General features: G+C 31.9%; 19 protein-coding genes. 7 read left to right on the top strand and 12 right to left on the bottom strand.

The genetic code is table 11. The features are described from left to right. Positions 1-6 precede the first annotated feature (6 nt). Positions 7-1,608 carry a bacillithiol biosynthesis cysteine-adding enzyme BshC gene (gene bshC / locus ACLII3_RS11160; protein WP_412984315.1) on the bottom strand — a complete coding sequence of 534 codons (1,602 nt, stop codon included), beginning with the start codon at positions 1,606-1,608 and terminating at the stop codon, positions 7-9. Between the two features lie 121 nt (positions 1,609-1,729). On the opposite strand from bshC, the gene ACLII3_RS11155 reads away from it, so the two are divergent. From ACLII3_RS11155 to ACLII3_RS11140, 4 genes are read left to right on the top strand one after another with little or no spacing between them, the layout of a single operon-like run. Further along, positions 1,730-4,219, top strand: coding sequence for a M14 family metallopeptidase (locus ACLII3_RS11155; protein WP_412984314.1), 2,490 nt, complete (start codon positions 1,730-1,732; stop codon positions 4,217-4,219). Positions 4,220-4,235: 16 nt separating this feature from the next. Further along, on the top strand, positions 4,236-4,961 hold the full coding sequence (locus tag ACLII3_RS11150) for a class I SAM-dependent methyltransferase (RefSeq protein WP_412984313.1): 726 nt from the start codon (positions 4,236-4,238) through the stop codon (positions 4,959-4,961). Then, positions 4,962-6,683, top strand: coding sequence for a M28 family peptidase (locus ACLII3_RS11145; RefSeq protein WP_412984312.1), 1,722 nt, complete (start codon positions 4,962-4,964; stop codon positions 6,681-6,683). A 7-nt stretch (positions 6,684-6,690) separates the two neighbouring features. Continuing rightward, positions 6,691-7,248 carry an outer membrane beta-barrel protein gene (locus ACLII3_RS11140; protein WP_412984311.1) on the top strand — a complete coding sequence of 186 codons (558 nt, stop codon included), beginning with the start codon at positions 6,691-6,693 and terminating at the stop codon, positions 7,246-7,248. On the opposite strand, the gene rimO is transcribed toward ACLII3_RS11140, so the two are convergent. Together rimO and ACLII3_RS11130 are read right to left on the bottom strand one after the other, a co-directional pair. After that, complete coding sequence (gene rimO, locus ACLII3_RS11135; protein WP_412984310.1) at positions 7,245-8,549, bottom strand: 30S ribosomal protein S12 methylthiotransferase RimO; 1,305 nt, start codon at positions 8,547-8,549, stop codon at positions 7,245-7,247. The two genes, ACLII3_RS11140 and rimO, sit on opposite strands and share 4 nt — an antisense overlap. Positions 8,550-8,590: 41 nt before the next feature. After that, complete coding sequence (locus ACLII3_RS11130) at positions 8,591-10,201, bottom strand: amidase family protein (protein WP_412984309.1); 1,611 nt, start codon at positions 10,199-10,201, stop codon at positions 8,591-8,593. A 180-nt stretch (positions 10,202-10,381) separates the two neighbouring features. Between ACLII3_RS11130 and ACLII3_RS11125 the strand changes: the two genes are divergently transcribed. Continuing rightward, entirely contained in the window at positions 10,382-11,431 is a 1,050-nt protein-coding gene (locus ACLII3_RS11125) for a hypothetical protein (protein ID WP_412984308.1), read from the top strand. A 54-nt stretch (positions 11,432-11,485) separates the two neighbouring features. Here the strand turns inward: ACLII3_RS11125 and ftsY are convergent, their stop codons facing one another. From ftsY to ACLII3_RS11085, 8 genes are all read right to left on the bottom strand, one after another. Beyond that, entirely contained in the window at positions 11,486-12,439 is a 954-nt protein-coding gene (ftsY, locus tag ACLII3_RS11120; RefSeq protein WP_412984307.1) for a signal recognition particle-docking protein FtsY, read from the bottom strand. Positions 12,440-12,609: 170 nt separating this feature from the next. Continuing rightward, entirely contained in the window at positions 12,610-12,762 is a 153-nt protein-coding gene (locus ACLII3_RS11115) for a DUF4295 domain-containing protein (RefSeq protein ID WP_412984306.1), read from the bottom strand. Positions 12,763-12,768: 6 nt separating this feature from the next. Beyond that, the gene (rpmG, locus tag ACLII3_RS11110) at positions 12,769-12,951 is read right to left on the bottom strand and encodes a 50S ribosomal protein L33 (RefSeq protein ID WP_007094744.1); all 183 of its coding nucleotides are present in this window, start codon (positions 12,949-12,951) and stop codon (positions 12,769-12,771) included. A gap of 25 nt (positions 12,952-12,976) precedes the next feature. Continuing rightward, positions 12,977-13,213: a 50S ribosomal protein L28 gene (rpmB, locus tag ACLII3_RS11105; protein ID WP_412984305.1), complete on the bottom strand. Its 237-nt coding sequence runs from the start codon at positions 13,211-13,213 to the stop codon at positions 12,977-12,979. Between the two features lie 82 nt (positions 13,214-13,295). Further along, positions 13,296-14,543 (bottom strand): competence/damage-inducible protein A, encoded by a 1,248-nt coding sequence (locus tag ACLII3_RS11100; RefSeq protein ID WP_412984304.1) that lies wholly within the window; start codon positions 14,541-14,543, stop codon positions 13,296-13,298. Next, positions 14,543-14,884 (bottom strand): Hpt domain-containing protein, encoded by a 342-nt coding sequence (locus tag ACLII3_RS11095; protein WP_412984303.1) that lies wholly within the window; start codon positions 14,882-14,884, stop codon positions 14,543-14,545. Before ACLII3_RS11095 ends, ACLII3_RS11100 begins: the two co-directional genes overlap by 1 nt. After that, complete coding sequence (locus tag ACLII3_RS11090) at positions 14,884-15,495, bottom strand: fumarylacetoacetate hydrolase family protein (RefSeq protein WP_412984302.1); 612 nt, start codon at positions 15,493-15,495, stop codon at positions 14,884-14,886. Before ACLII3_RS11090 ends, ACLII3_RS11095 begins: the two co-directional genes overlap by 1 nt. Then, positions 15,496-16,275 (bottom strand): exonuclease domain-containing protein, encoded by a 780-nt coding sequence (locus ACLII3_RS11085; protein WP_412984301.1) that lies wholly within the window; start codon positions 16,273-16,275, stop codon positions 15,496-15,498. Between the two features lie 230 nt (positions 16,276-16,505). On the opposite strand from ACLII3_RS11085, the gene ACLII3_RS11080 reads away from it, so the two are divergent. Then, positions 16,506-17,978: a pyridoxal phosphate-dependent decarboxylase family protein gene (locus ACLII3_RS11080; protein ID WP_412984300.1), complete on the top strand. Its 1,473-nt coding sequence runs from the start codon at positions 16,506-16,508 to the stop codon at positions 17,976-17,978. Between the two features lie 2 nt (positions 17,979-17,980). Beyond that, complete coding sequence (locus ACLII3_RS11075; protein WP_412984299.1) at positions 17,981-18,823, top strand: methylated-DNA--[protein]-cysteine S-methyltransferase; 843 nt, start codon at positions 17,981-17,983, stop codon at positions 18,821-18,823. Between the two features lie 201 nt (positions 18,824-19,024). Here the strand turns inward: ACLII3_RS11075 and ACLII3_RS11070 are convergent, their stop codons facing one another. Then, a complete protein-coding gene (locus ACLII3_RS11070) occupies positions 19,025-20,350 on the bottom strand; it encodes a dihydrolipoamide acetyltransferase family protein (protein ID WP_412984298.1) in 1,326 nt (441 codons plus the stop codon). Between the last annotated feature and the right edge of the window lie 21 nt (positions 20,351-20,371).

The raw sequence follows: 20,371 nt of genomic DNA, 5'->3' as shown, positions 1-20,371 counted from the left end.
TTTGAATTATAATTCTAGTATTAAAAACTCGCTCTTTAATGGTTGCAAATTTAATACTAACTCATGGATTAATTGGTCTCCATAGTGTAAATAAAATTCAGAAAAGTTGGTATTTCGTTCTTGTAGACTTTGACCAGGAAATAATTGGTCTTGAATAGCTGTTATCCTTTCAATTTTAGATCTTAAATTACGCTTTTGAGCTTTTAATAATCGCTTCTCTAAATTGTTTAACCCTTTTATCTGCTTTTTTTCTTGAGCAGCAACAGCTCCTAAAAAGGTTTTATCTGTTTTTTCAGCAAGTTCGTATAAATCTTCAAATTGTTTTTGAAGAAACGCTCTTTGTGATGAAAAATCAATATCTATATGAGACAATCTTTTTACTTGAGCATTAACCAACTTATCCTGCTTCAAAAATAAATCACTCATTGACAATTCTAACTTATCAATTTTTTGAGATTGCTTAGGTGTTTTAATAACTACTGAATTACGCAGTAAGAGCATTGGAAACACGACATTCACTTTATTAAAATAAGCTTTTAATTGCATCCAATAAGCTAATTCTCCTCCACCTCCTATATAGCAAAGATTTGGCAAAATCACCTCTTGGTATAGTGGTCGCATGATAACATTTGGCGAAAATCTATCTGGATGATTTTCAATTTCAGTAATTAGCTCATCTTTTGTCCAAAAAATATTAGCTTCATTAACTACATAACCTCCATCTTTCTCTATAATCCTTTCTCTCAAATCATCATTTAAATAAAAAAGATTTATTTCACGTGGATTAACTTGAATTTTATAACCGCCATCGCTAGCTACAGATAACTCATTATTAGTTTTTGAAACTTGTTCAAAAGATGTGTTGCCTATTTCTTCTTTTATATATGGTATGAATTGTTCTTTTAAATCCTTATTATCTGCATCTAGAATTACCAATCCTTGTCCACCAAACAACTCATTCGCTAAATATCGAGTAGCATCTGCAAGATTATCATGATTCGTATAAGCATTTGCAAATAATTCTGTCAAATATGCTGCATTTTGTCCAATACCCAACTCTAACGCTAAAACTTCACTTACGTTTTCTAATCCTTTTGTATTTAATCTCCCTACAGCTCCCGAGACTTCTTTTGACCATTGTATTTTTTTGCCTTGAAAATTAAAAAAATTGATTTCATCAAAATCATGATCTTCCGTAGCCATCCAATAAACTGGCACAAAATTATAATTAGGATATTTATCTTTTAACTCTTTAGTTAAATTAATGGTAGATACTATTTTGTATAAAAAATATAGTGGCCCAGTAAATAAATTTAATTGATGGCCAGTTGTAATAGTAAATGTATTCTCAAGGTGTAAACTTTTTATATTAGCTAAGGTTTCTTCACTAACATCAGCTTTTTTATACTGATTAAGCAACACAGTCGTTAATACCTTTCTAGTCTCTTTGGAAAATTGAGTCTGTTTTTCTTTAATTTGATTTTCAAAATTTTCAAGTTTTGGATACCTATTATAAAAAGGTTTTAATTCCTCTTTTTCATCTAAATAATCACAAATAAGTGAAGAAAAATAGTTGGTGTCTCTGAAAGAAATACAGTCTGTTGGCATAGTTAATCTAGAAATCTTTTGTAAATATAATGCTCTTAAATATTTTAACTCCTAAATTTTAGTTAATTCATTTTCCCTTGTTATCTTTAACTTCATTTTAAAAAAAACTAAAATCACCATAATGCAAAAGCTATTTAAAGTTCTGTTAGTCGTATTAAGCTTCTCTACTATTACACTAGCACAAAATATTGATTCTCCTAAATCATTCTTAGGTTATGAATTAGGCGAACAATTTTCTAGACATCATCAAGTAGTTGACTATTTTAAACATGTAGCGCAACAAGCGCCAAAGAATGTAAAACTTATAAAGTATGGTGAAACATATGAACGTAGACCTCTATATGTTGCTATAGTTTCTTCTGAAGAAAACGTACGAAACCTTGAATCTATTAGAGAAAGTAACTTAAAAAATGCTGGTGTCATTGCTGGTGAATCTAACTCGCCAGAAACAGCTATTGTATGGTTAAGTTATAATGTTCATGGTAATGAAGCTTCAAGTACCGAAGCTTCAATGGGTACACTTTATAAACTATTGACCGAAAAACAAGAGTGGTTAAAAAATACTGTTGTAATAATTGATCCTTGTATAAATCCTGATGGTAGAGATCGTTATGCTAATTGGTATAATGAAACTAAAAGCACACCTTTTGACATTGATCAACAAGCAAGCGAACATAATGAACCATGGCCAGGTGGAAGACCTAACCATTACTTATTTGACTTAAATAGAGATTGGGCTTGGGCTACACAAGTAGAATCTCAAACAAGATTAAAAATTTATAATAAATGGCTACCTCACATTCATGTTGATTTTCATGAACAAGGTATTAACGAACCTTATTATTTTGCACCAGCTGCAGAACCATTTCATGAAATAATTAGTGATTGGCAACGTGAATTTCAAACACAAATTGGTAAGAACCATGCCAAATATTTTGACGCTGAAGGTTGGTTGTATTTTACTAGAGAACGTTTTGATTTATTTTACCCTAGTTATGGAGATACCTACCCTACTTTTATGGGAGCAATTGGTATGACCTACGAACAAGCTGGTCACGGAATGGCTGGTTTAGCCATTTTAAATGATGAAGGTGATGTACTTTCTTTAAAAGACAGAATTGCACATCATACTACTACTGGATTATCTACTGTGGAGGTTTCTTCAAAGAATGCAACAAGATTGAACACCGAATTCAAAAAGTTCTTCAACACCAAAGGATTAAAATATAAAAGCTATGTTTTACAAGGTGATGACGATAAAATTGAAGCATTAAAATCGCTTTTAGACAAACATGAAATTACCTATGGCAATGCCTCTAATGGAAAAGTTAGCGGTTTTAAATATTCAACAAATGCCTCTGGCAGTATTAACATGACCAATAAAGATTTGGTAGTTAGCACTAATCAACCAAAAGGAAAAATGATTAAAGCTTTATTTGAACCTGAAGGAAAACTATCAGACTCATTAACTTATGATATTACTGCTTGGAATTTACCTCATGCTTATGGCCTTGAAGCTATCGCTAGTACAAGCTTAATTTCATCAAACAAATCAACCTCTACAACTGTTACCAACTCTAAAAACACAAAAGCAACTGGTTATATTACCGATTGGGATAATTTAAAAGATGCTGAATTTTTAGCTGACTTATTAAAACAAAATATTAAAGTTCGTTTTACTGAAAAGCCAATTACAGTAGCAAGTAATAACACATATAATAGAGGTGCTTTAATTATTGTTAGAGGAGACAATAAAAAAGTAAAAAATCTTGATGACATTTTAATTAACACAGCAAAAAAATACAATAGAAACCTTGAAGCTGTAGCATCAGGCTTTTCAAAATCTGGTCCTGATTTCGGATCACCAGATATCAAATTAGTAAACAGACCTAAAATAGCAATGCTATCTGGAAATGGAACATCGTCTCTAAGCTATGGTGCGTTATGGCATTTCTTTGAACAACAATTACATTTCCCTGTAACTTCTATTAATACAGATCAGTTTAGTCGTATTAACCTTGACAAGTATAATGTTTTAATTCTTCCTAGTGGCTATTATGGTCGTGTACTAAATGAAGATGCTATGGAAAAACTACAATCTTGGGTAAGAGCAGGTGGAAAAGTTATAGCTATTGATAGAGCTTTAAGTGCATTTGCTGGCAAAAAAGGTTTTAGTCTTAATTACAACAATAGCTCTGATGATGGAGAAAATGACAATCTAATTCCATATGCAGATCGCGAACGCGAATATGCTAAACAAATGATAATAGGAGCTATCTTTAAAACTAAAGTTGATGATACACACCCTTTAGCTTTTGGTTATAAAGACACTTACTTTTCATTAAAACTAGGTAGTACTTCCTATAGTTTGTTAGATGGTGGTTACAATGTTGCTCACATTGGAGATAATCCAGAAAAAGTATCTGGTTTTGCAGGAAGTGATGCTATTAAAAATTTAAGCAATTCGTTGGTTTTTGGAGAGGAACGCTTAGGTAGTGGAAGTGTTATTTATATGGTTGACAACACCCTTTTTAGAAGCTTCTGGGAAAATGGAAAACTATTTTTAGTAAACGCTATTTTCTTTGTTAATAATAACGCTTACGAATTATAATATCCCAAAAACAATAATGCATAGAACTGAACTCATTCAAAACATTATAGATAGAGGTAAAAAGAAAACATATTTAGAAATTGGTGTTAATAATGGCTCTACTTTTTTTAGAATTAAGTGCAATAAAAAGATAGCTGTAGACCCTGAATTTGTTTTTAAAACATACAAAAAACACGCTTGGAAAATACTAAATCCTACAAATTTCAGAAACTCATTTTTTAACACCACAAGCAATTCTTTTTTTAAAAATGAAAAAGAGTTTTTGCTTAAACAAAAAGGTATTGATGTAGTTTTTATTGATGGTTTACATACATTTAAAAACTCTCTTGAAGACATTTTAAATGCAATTACTTATCTAAAAGAAGATGGCTTTATAGTTGTCCATGATTGCTTTCCTCCTCATAAAGCAGCTTCTATACCTACAAAAACGTATCCAACTAAAGAAGAACAAAACATTGAAGGTTGGACAGGAGCATGGTGTGGTGACGTATGGAAGAGTATGGTGTATTTAAAAAGGCATCTATCTAACACTTTAAACATTTCAGTCTACAATTCTGACTATGGTCTTGGTCTAATTACATTAAAAAATAAACCTTCAACTCCAATAATGATTGACAATAAATTATTTAATGATATAGATAAGTTAACTTATGATGAACTTATAAAAAATCCAAAATCATTTATCAATATTAAAAACGTGTCAAATAAATTAGAAATATTTAACAATTTATATTCAAGATAATTGAAAAAAACAATACTACTTTTTATTACAGCACTACTATTTAATAGCTGTAAAAAAGAATCTCAGGAAACAATTCCCAGCAAAAGAGTAAACTATTTTGATTTAGTAAGACCTGAATTTAATGGAGACCTTGCCTATAAAACAACTGCATATGTAGAACAATTTTGGCGTGTCGTAGGTAATACTGGATTTAATAATAGCATCCATAAAATTGTAGAAGAATTAGAAAAATCAGGGTATATTCTAGAGGAAAATGCCACTGAAGATAATCGTCTTACATATCGTATAGAAACTCGTAAACTTGACAGTCCTACTTGGGAGCCAGTTGATGCTAGCCTAAGTATTGATGGTGGCAAAACGCTTTTAGATTTTTCTACTAACAGAAATATGATTTGCCAAAACTCAGCTTCAACTCCAACAGAAGGCATTATTGCTGATGTTATATACATTAAAAACATAGAAGAATTAAAAAACACCAATGTAGAAGGAAAAATAGTTTTCGCTGAAGTTCATCCAAGAGCATTATATCAAAAAGCCATTATTAAAGGTAAAGCCTTAGGCATATTAACTTATAGTAATCCTGATTATTTACAACCAAAAAAAAACAAAACTTCTATACAATTTAGACGCATTCCTATTCAAGATAACACAAAACACTGGGGAATTGCACTTTCATATGAAGCTAAAGAGCAATTAAAAGAAGCATTAAATAATGGTAATGTAAGTACTAATGTTAAAATTAACACTAAAATTTATCAATCTGAAGAACTAACTGTTGTAGCTAATGTAAAGGGAAGTGTTTATCCTAATGAAAGTTTGGTTTTTAGTGCTCATGTACAAGAACCAGGAGCAAACGATAATGCCACTGGAGTTGGCACTCAATTAGAAATGGCTAGCATTACTTCAAAGCTTATAACGAGTGGTAAAATTGATGCTAAACGTACACTTACTTTTCTTTGGGGAGATGAAATTATTTCTACACGTCGTTATGTAAAAGAAATAGATAACAGTAAAACCATAAAATGGGGAATTAGCCTAGACATGGTTGGTGAAAACACTGATAAAACTGGCGGTTCCTTTTTAATTGAAAAAATGCCAGATCCTAGTGCTATTTGGACAAGAGGCAACGATAAGCATACGGAATGGGGAGGTAAACAGTTAAGAAAAAAAGACATGACTCCTCATTATCTAAATGATTTCATAATAAACACATTTAAAGAACAAGGAAAGTTCGCAAACTGGGAAGTTAATACAAACCCATTTGAAGGTGGTAGCGACCACACGCCCTTTTTAAGAGCAGATATTCCTGGTTTATTACTTTGGCATTTTACAGATCAATTCTACCATACAGATAATGATAGACTAGATAAAGTATCGCAAACCACCATGGCCAATGTTGGTACAAGTGCATTAGTAAGTGCTTATACCTTAATAAATAGTGACTTTGGAACAGCTTTAGATTTGTTAGACACTAGCTATAATTCTGCAGTAAGTAGATTAAATATTGAATATGAATTAAGCAAAAAAGCTCTTAGCGATGGAAGTGATTTTAAAAATGAAGCAGACATATTAAACACTTGGACAGAATGGTATATAGATACTTTTGACACTTTAAAAGACCTAGACCCTACAAACAACAAAACTCTTAACACCTCTATAAAAGAGACTAAAAAGAAACTTGAAAATTATTCTTTAACTTTACTAGACAAACTAAAAAGTTAATAAAGTTATGAAACGTCTTATTTTATTTTCATTTGCTTTCTGTTTTATCAATTTTACTTTTTCACAAAATAACGAAAACAATAAAAAGCAATCTTTAGCCTATGGTATAAAAGCTGGGTATAATGGTATTCAAATAAAAATAGTAAATGAGACTAGTGATTATATACAAAAAGATGCAGGCGTTTATGTTGGAGGGTTTGTAAATATTCCAACCTCAGAAGGAGGTAGTATTCAAACTGAGCTAATTTATAGTTCTTCTCGCTATAACTCTAGAGATAATTTAGAATTACTACACTTACCTGCATCATATAGGTTTACACTTTCTAATGATTTCTCAGGATTTATTGGAACTGAAGCACAATATCTTTTAGGAGTTGGTAATATTGAAAACTCCTATTTTAATGACTTGATGTTTGGATTCTTTTTTGGAGCTAGCTATAAAATAACACCGCAAATACATATTGAAGCTAGACCTTATTTTAGCTTCACTAAATTGTTAGAAAATGGACCTACAGAACACAGACGTTTAAACACCTTACAAATAGGTCTAGCATATCAGTTTTAAAGAATCACTTCTGCATACAAATCAAAATCTGCAGCTTCAGTTACTTTTACATTATAAAAATCTCCTGTTTTTAAATAAGTTTCTGTAGCATTAATTAACACTTCATTATCTACATCTGGAGAATCAAACTCTGTACGTCCAACAAAATAATTCCCTTCTTTTCTATCAATAACCACTTTAAATTCTTGTCCAATTTTTTCTTGGTTTAATTCCCAAGAAATCTGAGACTGAATCTCCATTATTTGATTAGCACGATCTTGTTTTACATCATCTGGAACATCATCTTCAAGAGTATATGCATGTGTATTTTCTTCATGCGAATAGGTAAAACAACCTAAACGTTCAAAACGCATATCTTTAACCCATTGTTTTAATTCTTGAAAATGTGCTTCAGTTTCACCTGGATAACCAACAATTAAAGTTGTTCTAATTGTCATATTAGGCACTTTTGCTCTAAACTTTTCAATAAGTTTTGTGGTCTTTTCTTTTGTAGTACCACGTCGCATAGATTTTAATAAATCATCAGAAATATGCTGTAAAGGAATATCTAGGTAGTTACAAACTTTTGGCTCTCGATTCATAATATCCAATACATCCATTGGGAATCCAGTTGGGAATGCATAATGTAGCCTAATCCAATCTATACCATCAACTTTTACAAGTGCTTCAAGTAATTCGGCTAGGTTACGCTTTTTATATAAATCCAAACCGTAATATGTTAAATCCTGAGCAATTAAAATTAGCTCTTTAACTCCGTTAGCTGCTAACTTTTCAGCTTCAACAACTAAGTCCTGTATTGGTGTAGATTTATGCTTTCCTCTCATTATAGGAATTGCACAAAAACTACATGGTCTGTCACAACCTTCTGCAATTTTTAAATATGCATAGTTTTTAGGCGTAGTCGTTAAACGTTCTCCTATTAATTCATGCTTATAATCTGCTCCTAATGCTTTTAACAATCCTGGAAGTTCGGTTGTTCCAAAATATTGATCTACATCTGGAATTTCTTTTTCTAAATCTGGCTTATAACGTTCACTTAAACAACCTGTCACAAAAACCTTATCAACATCTCCATCTTCTTTTTTTTGTAAATACTCTAAAATAGTATTCACACTTTCTTCTTTGGCATTGTTAATGAAACCGCAAGTATTTATCACTACTACATTTCCTTCTTCTTCATGAACTACTTCTTTATCATTAGCCTTTAGCTGCCCCATTAACACTTCACTGTCGTAAACATTTTTACTACAACCAAGTGTTACTACATTAATCTTGTTCTTTTTAAGTGACTTTGTTCTCATACTTCAAATTTCAGTCTGCAAAGATACGCTATATATTATGTTTATTGATACTCCTTTGGTGAAATTCTGTGGTTAGTTATTTTTTCAAAAGCAAGAGCCCATTCATACATCATTCTTTCTTGTAATGGTCTTGCTATAAAAGTTAAACCTTTTGGCGCTCCATTTTCTTCAAATCCCATTGGAACTGTTATTGCTGGATATTCTGCTACAGCAGCATAACCAGCATGGTAATTATTAATAGAAAGAAATCCATCTAATTGATGCTCTCTCATTGGCTTATCAAAATACATTCTTCCGTTTCTATGAAGTGTTTCCTTAATCTTTTTAAACTCTTCAGCAGTGGCATTATCTTCTACAATACCTTTAAACAATTTTTGTCCATAAGGAGCTGTATTTAAAGAGTCTAAATTATTGTATTCTATTATATCAATAACACGTCTAAAAGGAATTTCCTTATTAGCATAACTTCTAAAATAGGATGGTAAATCTTTTTTCATATCTAGATTCAACAACCTTAAAAACCCAGGTAAATCAACATCTTCTTCGGCTATTTTTATAATAATTGCACCTTCGGCTTTTATCCTATTTATTGCCTTTACATACAATGAGTCTTCTAATAAACCATTAAAAATACCAAAACGCTTTCCTTTAATATTAGCATTTAAGCTATTTGAATAATAACTTTTGTGCCATTTTGGATTTATAGATTTATCATCATATTTATCAAACCCAAACATAGCATCTAACACAATAGCATTATCTATCACATTTTTAGTTATTGGTCCAGCTGTATCTAAAGTAGAAGAAATTGGCACAATACCTCCTCTACTTAACAATCCTATTGTTGGTTTAAATCCTACTGCAGCATTTTGGCTTGAAGGGGATAATATAGATCCAGAAGTTTCACTACCTACTGCAGCCACACAAAAGTTAGCAGCTACAGCTACAGCACTACCAGAACTAGAACCTCCAGTATCTATAGTTTTTCTACCATAAGGATTAAAGGTTTGTCCTCCAACAGCACTATAACCACTTGGACAGTCGCCACAGAAAAAATAAGCCCATTCACTTAAGTTTGCTTTACCAAGAATTAAAGCTCCTTGCTGCTCTAATTGACTCACAATAAAAGCATTATTTGTTTTGTTATTCATTAATGCTACTGCACCTGCAGTTGTTACTAAACCTTGTGCATTAATATTATCTTTTAATAAAATTGGCATTCCAAAAACCGAATAACTTGTCTCCCTTTCGGCTTCTTCCATTTGCAATTGTACATCTTTTGCTTTAGCCTCTTTTATTATGTTTGGATTTAGAGAAATTACTGAATTAAGTGACTTATCATTTTCTCTATCATACTTTTTAATTCTGTATAAATAGAATTTTGTCAAATCTTCATAAGTTAATTTTCCCTCTTGCACATGCTTTTGGATAGTAGGTATGTCTTGATCAAAAATTAGCGGCTTTAACGTATTATAATCTTCAATAGTAAAAGCTCTCATATCATCTTCAAAAGGCTTCCACATTTCATCTACATCTATATATTTTGAATCTTCAACCATAAACTCTCTAAATTCTTTTGTAGAAATGTCACTAATATCATTTTCGCTATTAACATCATTATTAGGAGTTGACTTTGTTTTACATGAGAGCATACAAAGAAATAAAATCAGATAAAAGAGTTTTGGCATCATTGGTATATATTTTTTTATAAAAATAATAAATAAAGAATAAGGTCTAAAAAGCCATAAATTTCAATTAAAATTTTCATTTTTTTTGATACATATTTTTTAAAACCATTTTGTAATTTTGGTACCCAAATCAAAAAATCAACCATGATAAAAAAACTAACTTTATTACTTATTGGATTAACACTTTTTGGATGTCCAAGCTCAGACAATGACGAACCTACTATCACCCTATGTGAAAAACCTACTAATCTAGTTGCTGATGGTGTTTATTCAACAATAGCAGACATAAGCTGGTCTCAGGGAAATGCAGTTGCTTGGGAAGTACATTACGGATTATCTGGGTTTTCTATTGGATCAGGAACTTCAGTCATTGTAACTACACCTGAATATTCAATCTTAAATTTAGAAGGCTTTAACGACTACGATGTTTATGTTAGAGAAATATGTGACATTAATGTTTTTAGTGATTGGAGTAATAAGTTAAGTTTTACTACTACAAATCCATGTGTAACACCTTCATTTTTTGAAGTTACCGGAGTAAACACTTGTTTCATTAATCTATCTTGGGATATTAGTGTTGCTAACTCTTGGGAAATCGAATATGGCTCTCCAGGTTTTGAAATAGGCACAGGAAATGTAATTGAAGTTTTTGAATCTCCATACACATTAACAGATGTAACACCTGGAACAAACTATGACATTTATGTTAGAGGTATTTGTGATAATTTTGGGTTGGAAAGTGATTATGCTGGTCCAATACAGGCTACAACAAATCCAGTAGGATATGTTGGTAACTATTTATGTTCAACTGGCACTAGTATGGCTTTAGAGCCAAATATTGGCACAACAGTTTTTGGAGACCCTCATACTGTTACAATAACTGCACCTTCAGATAACATTAGACGAATTACTATACAGTATCTAAAAGACCTTGGATACACCCATGATAGTATGGAGTTTGAGTTTGCTTTGGATTGTAATGGCTACATTTCTGTTAGCGAAAATCAAGATACAAATTTTGCATGTTCTGGATCAAACACTGTACTTTTAGGACCAGCTGGAGGCGACCCTTGGCAATATGACATTTTCTCTGATGATGAGATTATGTTCTCTTTTATTGAATTTTATAATAACAATGATGGTAATTGTGGACAAACTGAAAATGAAGTTACAATTACCTTAACAAAACAATAAAATACAACTAGCACATAAAAAAAGCTCTATTCAATGAATAGAGCTTTTTTTATTTTATTTAAAGAAGGAATCTACAAACTCGTATTTATTAAAAACCTGTAAATCCTCAATACCTTCGCCTACTCCAATATATTTTACTGGCACTTGGAATTGGTCACTAATACCAATTACAACACCTCCTTTTGCAGTTCCATCTAATTTTGTAACTGCCAGTGATGTTACTTCGGTTGCAGCAGTAAATTGTTTTGCTTGCTCAAAAGCATTTTGCCCAGTAGAGCCATCTAACACTAACAACACATCATGAGGTGCATCTCCAACAACTTTTTGCATCACACGTTTAACTTTAGTCAACTCATTCATTAAGTTTACTTTATTATGCAAACGTCCAGCAGTATCAATAATAACTACATCTGCATCCATAGATACGGCACTTTGTAAAGTATCAAAAGCTACAGAAGCAGGATCACTTCCCATAGATTGTTTTACAATAGGCACATCTACTCTATCTGCCCAAACTTGAAGTTGGTCGATAGCAGCAGCTCTAAAGGTATCCGCAGCACCAAGTACAACTTTTAATCCTTGCTTTTTAAATTGATATGCAAGCTTACCTATAGTTGTTGTTTTACCAACGCCATTAACACCAACGACCATCATAACATATGGCTTTTTATTCGTTGGCACTGTAAATTCTGAAGCTTCACCAACATTAGTTTCTGACAGTAAACCAGCAATCTCTTCGCGAAGAATTTTATTTAACTCTGAAGTTCCTAAGTATTTATCTTTAGCAACGCGTTCTTCAATACGCTCAATAACTTTTAATGTAGTATTTACACCTACATCACTCGTTACCAAAATCTCTTCTAGATTATCTAAAACATCATCATCTACTTTAGATTTTCCAGCAACTGCTTTACTTAATTTATCAAAAAAAGAAGTTTTTGATTTTTCTAATCCTTTATCTAAAGTCTCCTTTTTTTCTGAAGAAAATATTTTTTTAAAAAAACTCATGTATTTATAATTATAATAAGCTACTTTAATATAGCTTTTCTTGTATTAATACTAACAATTTCCTTGCCTTAAAACAAAAGCTGAAAAATTGTCATTATTGAAACGTAAATATAAAACAAAAGCTGCTCTCGAAACGAAAGCAGCTTGAAATATCTTAAAAGAAGTAACTCTTACTTTTTGTTTAAAAAGTCGTTTACTTGCTCTGGAGCCATAATAGATTCAACAAACATGTAAGCACCAGTTTTAGGTGACTTTACCATTTTGATAGCCTTTGTTAATCTTTTAGATCCTGTTTGTAATGATGCTACTGATTTCTTTGCCATGACTTATTATTTTATCTCTTTATGAACTGTCATACGCTTAAGAATAGGATTAAATTTTTTAATCTCTAATCTATCTGGCGTGTTCTTTTTATTTTTTGTAGTAATATATCTAGAAGTACCTGGTTGTCCAGAAGCTTTGTGCTCTGTACACTCTAAAATTACTTGAACTCTGTTACCTTTCTTTGCCATTTTACTTATCTTTAAATATTAAGGCTTATTTTAAAAACCCTTTAGATTTAGCTTCTTTAATTGCAGCAGAAATACCAATTTTGTTGATAGTTTTTAATGCAGCAGCAGAAACTTTTAAAGTTACCCACTTATCCTCTTCAGGAATGTAAAAACGCTTCTTAATTAAGTTAGCATTAAATTTACGCTTAGTTCTATTTAATGCGTGCGAAACGTTGTTTCCAACCATCGCCTTCTTTCCTGTAAGTTCACAAACTCTTGACATTATTTCTAACTTTAAATATTCTGTTATTTCAAAACGAGGTGCAAATTTACGAATTCTTTAGTGTTTGCCAAACTTTATTTTATCAATTTTTAAAAATTTCTTTTTGAAGCATTAAAAAAGCCATATTTACTGCCTTATTTATCACTTTTTCTCTATGATTTCCAAAATTAAATTCTTGAACAAACACACCTTTAGGAGTTGCTAAGGCAATACAAACGGTTCCAACCTCAACATTTGAGTCTCCTTTTGTTGGTCCAGCATTACCTGTTGTAGCTATTGCATAATCTGTATTAAATAACGCTTTTACATTTGTAGCCATTTGAGCAGCTACTTGTGTACTAACCACCGAAAACTTATTAATAATGTCTTCATCAATTTTTAAAACATCAATCTTTGACTGTGTAGCATAACTTACTACACTTCCATTAAAATAAGCCGAAGCACCTGCATTTGCTGTAATTCTTTCAGCTATTTTTCCTCCTGTACAACTCTCTGCTGTGGCTAATGTTTTATTAACACTAACTAATTGCTTTCCTATAAGTGCTTCAAGGCTTTCCTCTTCTTCATAACCTACAAATATATCTTCAATTTGAGGCAATAGCATCTTAATTTGCTTTTCAACTTCAGAGATTACCAACTCTTTATTTCTTCCTATTGCTGATAAACGCAATCTAACACGTCCTAAATTTGGTAAATATGCAAGTTTAACAAAATTTGGAAGTGCGTCTTCCCAATCTTCAATTCGAGCAGCTAATCTACTTTCACCTAAGCCATGAGTCAACAGTGTTTTATGCATAATGAAAGGCAAATCAAAAGTCTCTCTTAGCTTTGGCAACACTTCATTAGTCATTAAAGCTTTCATTTCGTATGGTACACCTGGAAGTGATATAAAAACTTTGCTTTCTTTTTCTATCCACATTCCTGGAGCACTTCCTAATCTATTCATTAAAGCAACAGATTTTGACGGAATTAATGCTTGATCAATGTTTACTTGAGATAGTGGTTGCTTGACATAATGCTTCCATAGATGCTTAATGTTTTCTAAAACAGCATCATTTTGCACTAAAGTATCATTAAAGTAAGTTGCAAAAGTGTTTTTTGTAATATCATCTTTAGTAGGACCTAAACCACCTGTAACAATAATAATATCAGCATTCTCCTCAGCTTCTTTTAAAGACTTTAAAATATGCTCTTTATCGTCTTGAACTGAGGTGATTTGGTATACTGAAACACCAATTTTATTAAGTTGAGTTGAAATAAAAGCGGAATTAGTATCCACAATTTGACCAATGAGAATCTCATCGCCAATTGTAATTATTTCTGCTTGCATTATAAATTAAAGTCTTGCTTTATTTCGGCTACAGCTCTATCTATAGCTTCTAAAACAATATCTAGTTTGTCTGTTATTACTTCTCCTTTTTTCTCAAACTTCCCCCAATCTTGAACCTCAATAAGTGTATCAAGCACACCTAAATCAAACAAATCTATCGTAGGTTTCATTTTATGAGCAGACTTGTATGAAGCTAAGTAGTCTTTACTATCTACAGCAATTTTTAAAAGACGTGCATCTTCTGGCACTTCTTCTAAAAAAGTCATAGCTAGTGTTTCTATAAATTCTTGATCGTTATCTGCTAACGCTCTTATTTTATCTAATTTGTAGTGTTGTCCCATTATTTAACATGTATTGAGAATAATTGCTCATCCTCTATGAATCCTTTTAATTTGTCATTGGCAACTACCTTGCCAACTCCAGCTGGAGTTCCGGTAAATATAATATCTCCAATCTTTAAAGTAAAATATTTTGACACATATTCTATCAATTCGTCTATTTTCCAAAGCATTAGACTCGTATTTCCTTGTTGAACCAGCTCATCATTTTTATGTAAACTAAAGTTAATATTGTTTACATTTTCAAATTTAGACTTAGATAACCAATTACCAACAACAGCTGCGCCATCAAAGGCTTTAGCTTTTTCCCAAGGTAATCCTTTAGATTTTAATTCGCTTTGTAAATCTCTTGCTGTAAAATCTATTCCTAGTCCAATTTGGTCGTAATATTTATGTGCAAATTTTTTATCTATATACTTTCCAACTCTATTGATTTTCACCAATACTTCTACTTCATGATGTACGTCATTTGAAAAATCTGGAATAAAAAACGGTTGTTTTTTCAATAAAATTGCTGTGTCTGGTTTTAAAAACACTACTGGATCTGTAGGCTTTTCATTTTCCAGTTCCTCAATATGCTTTGTGTAATTTCTACCTATACAAATAAGTTTCATCTAAAATAATTTATCGTTAAACTTATTTTTTAACTGAATAGCTGTTAGTACTTTTTTGGTATACCTAGGAAAATCGGCATTTAACAACCAACCAAAATATCCTGGTTCTTTTTCTAGTACCTCAACTACTTTTTTGCCTTTATGTTTTCCAAACGAAAAACACTCCTCTCCATCTTTATCAAAAGATATAAAACCTGCAAAATCTGCAAACTTACGTTGAGTGCTAAACTCTGCTAAAAACTTCATATCGTTTTGTAAATCGTCGTAACGTTCTACTTGTGCTTTTAACACCTCAAAGGTTGCATTGGTATCTGCTTCGGCACTATGAGCACCTTCTAAATCTTTATCGCAATAAAACTTATATGCTGCTGTTAGTGTGCGTTTTTCCATTTTATGAAAAATAGTTTGTACATCCACAGCTACTCTGTTTTTCATATCAAAATCCATATCTGCTCTTAGCATCTCTTCGGCTAAAAGTGGAATATCAAACCTGTTAGAGTTAAAACCACCTAAGTCGGCATCTTTAATCATGTTATGAATATCCTTAGCAATGTCTTTAAAAGTTGGCTCGTTTGCCACTTTTTCGTCGGAAATACCATGAATTGCAGTGACTTCTGGCGGAATAGGCATTTCTGGGTTTACTAACCATGTTTTACTTTCTTGTGTACCATTAGGAAACACTTTAAGTACCGAAATTTCAACAACGCGGTCTTTAGATATATTAATTCCTGTTGTCTCTAAATCGAAAAAACAAATAGGTTTGGTTAAGTTTAATTGCATGCAAATTAATTTTAGGCAAAGGTAAATAGAATAACGAAATTACAAACTAGCCTTAGTAAAAACCTTATCTAAATGTTATTAAATACGTATTGATTTTCTAATGCTAAAACGCTAACTTCGTTTAACACTTTTATATAATTAATTTATACTGAGTGTAGTCGGAGTATTAAAATGTGTTTATATAAATACATTGTAAGTCATTTAGAAGAAAACCGCAAGAATCGGGTTTTATGGCAAAAAAACATTTTAGAATTTTGTCAAAAAATAAAACGATGCATAAAATGAATTTTGATTTTGACGAAAAACAACGCAAAGAAATACTAAATACTGTTTCACAAAAAATAGAGCATTTTTACACTAATACTAAAGATTACAGTACTACACCAGAACTTAACTTACAAGAAATTAGAAATATTATAGAATCTGAAAATTTAGTTTCTGGAACCGAACCAAACAAAGCTATAGAGCATATAATAAACGGACTTGAAAATTATTCTGTTCACACACCACATCCAAAATATTTTGGTTTATTTAATCCTCGAGCAAATTTTGCGGGAATTATTGCAGATTTTATAACCGCTTCTTATAATCCTCAATTAGCAGCTTGGAGCCACGCTCCTTTTGCCGTTGAAGTAGAAGCTCACGTAATTAATCAGTTTATTGAAAAATTTGGCTTAAATCCAAAAAAATCAGACGGAGTTTTTACAACTGGCGGAGCTGAAGCAAATTTAACTGCTGTATTATCTGCATTAAATAATAAATATCCTGATTTCGCTAAAAACGGAATGTTGGGTTTAGATAAAAAACCTGTTATTTTTTGTTCTCAAGAAGCACATCATTCTGTGCAAAAAGCAGCGAAAATTGTAGGCTTAGGATATGAATTTGTAAAAACAATTCCAACGACTAAAGATTTAAAAATAGACACTGATTTATTAGAAAAAGAAATCAAAAACCTAAATAATTCAACACATAGCCCATTAATGGTTATTGGTACAGCAGGAACAACAGGAACAGGAACAATAGACGACTTAGAAGAAATTTCAAAAATATGCAAAACACATAATATTTGGTTTCACGTTGATGCCGCTTATGGTGGAGGAGCTGTTTTAAGTTCAAATCTAAAACACCTACTGAAAGGTATTTCTGCTTCCGATTCTATAACTTTTGACGCACATAAATGGATGTCTGTTCCTATGGGAACAAGCGTATTCTTGACTCCTCATCAAGAAATTCTAAACAAAACATTTAGAATTACCACAGAATATATGCCTAAAGAGGCAAATGAATTAGAAATTGTTGAACCATTCTCACATTCCATTCAATGGTCAAGACGATTTATAGGTTTAAAAGTCTATTTATCTTTATTATTTTACGGTTGGAATGGTTATGAAAAAGTAATCAATCATCAAGCTAAAATGGGAGAATATTTAAGAACTAAACTAACCGAAAATAATTGGATTATTAAGAACAGTACCGAATTACCAGTAATCTGTTTTACACACCAAAAATTTGAATCGGATGCAAATTTCACAAAAACCATTTTAGACAACATTTTGGCTAAAGGAAATTCTTGGATATCGGTTTACCCAATAAAAAACGTTCCAACATTTAGAGCTTGTATTACAAATTACAATACAACCGAAACAGAAATAGACGAATTAATTGAAGAATTAAATAAGGAAAGAAAAGCATATCAAGCTTAATTATGTCAAATAATACAAACACATATCATTATGATAAAATAGCAGAAGCTATTGAATATTTAGATGAGCATTTTAAAGAGCAACCTACTCTAGATGACATTGCTGAACATTTAAATATGAGTTCTTTTCATTTTCAAAGATTGTTTAAAGATTGGGTTGGTGTAACACCCAAAAAATACATTCAATTTTTGAGTGTAAATTATGCAAAAAGCAAACTAAAAAAAGATAAAAATACATTGTTTGATACTGCTTTAGACACAGGGCTTTCAGGTACTAGTCGTCTACACGATTTATTTATTAACATAGAAGGAATGACACCAGGAGAATATAAAAACGGAGGTAAGAGCTTAAATATAAACTATAGCTATGCCGAAACCCCGTTTGGTGATATTTTGATTGCCACTACTAAAAAAGGAATATGTCATATTGCTTTTGTAGATAATAAAGAAGAGGCATTACAGGTTTTGATAAATAGTTTTCCAAATGCAAATTACCAACAAAGGGTTGATAAAATTCAACAAGAAATATTGATGGTATTCTTAAATGATTGGAAAAAACTTAGTAAAATAAAATTACATTTAAAAGGCACTGATTTTCAATTAAAAGTTTGGGAAGCTTTATTGACTATTCCTAAAGGGAAATTGGCTACCTATGGAGAAATTGCAAAAAAAATCGAAAAACCAAAAGCTTCAAGAGCTGTAGGAACAGCAATTGGAAGTAATCCTATTGCTTACTTAATTCCTTGTCATAGAGTAATTCAATCTTCTGGAAAAACAGGTGGTTATCGCTGGAATCCAATCAGAAAGAAGGCAATAATAGGATGGGAAGCATCAAAATTAGATTAAAAACGCCTTACAACAATGTGTATAAGTAATAGCGGTTTAAGTGATAAAACGAAAGTATAAACATAAAACAAAGGTCAGTACAAAACCGAAAGGTTTGTGAGTAGAAACCCGCTACTACTCATACGCTAGACCGTTAAACGAAAAAAAAGCACAGATTTTCATCTGTGCTTTTTTTTATTACTAAACTTCTTTTAATAGAAATTATATTTCTCTATTAGGATCCCAAGCTTCAAGATAGTCTTTTACAGCTTTTACAAACTGTCCGCCTAAAGCACCATTTACAACTCTATGATCGTAAGAGTGAGACATATACATTTTGTAACGAATACCAATAAAGTCACCTTCTGGTGTTTCAATAACCGCAGGTACTTTACGAATAGCTCCAAGCGCTAAAATACCAACTTGTGGCTGATTTATAATTGGTGTTCCCATAATACTACCAAATGTACCAACATTAGTAACAGTATATGTTCCTCCTTGTATATCGTCTGGGTTTAACTTATTAGCTCTAGCTCGTCCAGCTAAATCATTTACCTGCTTAGTCATTCCAATTAAGTTTAATTGGTCTGCATTTTTAATTACAGGTACTATTAAGTTACCATCTGGTAAAGCTGCAGCCATACCAAGGTTTATATTTTTCTTTTTAATGATAGTATCTCCTTGTACAGAAATATTCATCATTGGATAGTCTTTTAACGCTTTAGCAACTGCCTCCATGAATATTGGTGTAAACGTTAAGTTTTCGCCTTCACGCTTTAAAAACTCTCCTTTTACTTTCTTTCTCCAATTCCAAATATTTGTTACATCTGCCTCAATAAATGACTGTACATGCGCTGATGTTTGAACAGAGTCTACCATATGCTTCGCAATAAGCTTACCCATTCTAGTCATTTCTATTATCTCATCACCTCCGCTAGAAACAATAGGCGCAGCTTTTGGTGCTGGTGCTGCCTTTGGTGCTGCAGGTTTAGACTCAACTTTAGGAGCTTCTGCTACAGGAGCTGGAGCGCTACCTCTATTTTCTAGGTATGCTAACATATCATTTTTTGTAACTCTTCCTTCTTTACCTGTTCCTGGAATAGCATCAAGTTCAGCTTGACCAATACCTTCTTTTTTAGCTATGTTTTTAACTAAAGGTGAATAAAAACGTGTTTCGTTAGAAATTACTGGAGCAGCTATTTCTTTAGCAACCTCAACAGTTTTAGCTACTTCATGAGCTGCAACTTCAGCAACTGGTGCTTTAACTTCTTCTTGTTTTGGTGCTGCTGGTGTAGCACTACCTTCACCATCAATTTCAATTACAGCAATTGTTTGACCTACTTGAACTACATCATCAACTTCAAATAATCGTTCAACCAAAACACCTTCAACCTCACTTGGAACCTCGCTATCAACTTTATCTGTAGCGATTTCTAGTACTGCCTCGTCTGCTTCAATTGTATCTCCAACTTCCTTTAACCATGATGTAATTGTTGCTTCTGCAACACTCTCTCCCATTTTAGGTAACTTAAGTTCGAATTTTGCCATATCTATAATGAAATATTGTTT

This window comes from Pontimicrobium sp. IMCC45349 (assembly GCF_047219225.1).
In the GTDB taxonomy this organism is placed as follows: Bacteria; Bacteroidota; Bacteroidia; order Flavobacteriales; family Flavobacteriaceae; genus IMCC45349.
This window is presented reverse-complemented; position numbering and strand designations above follow the sequence as displayed.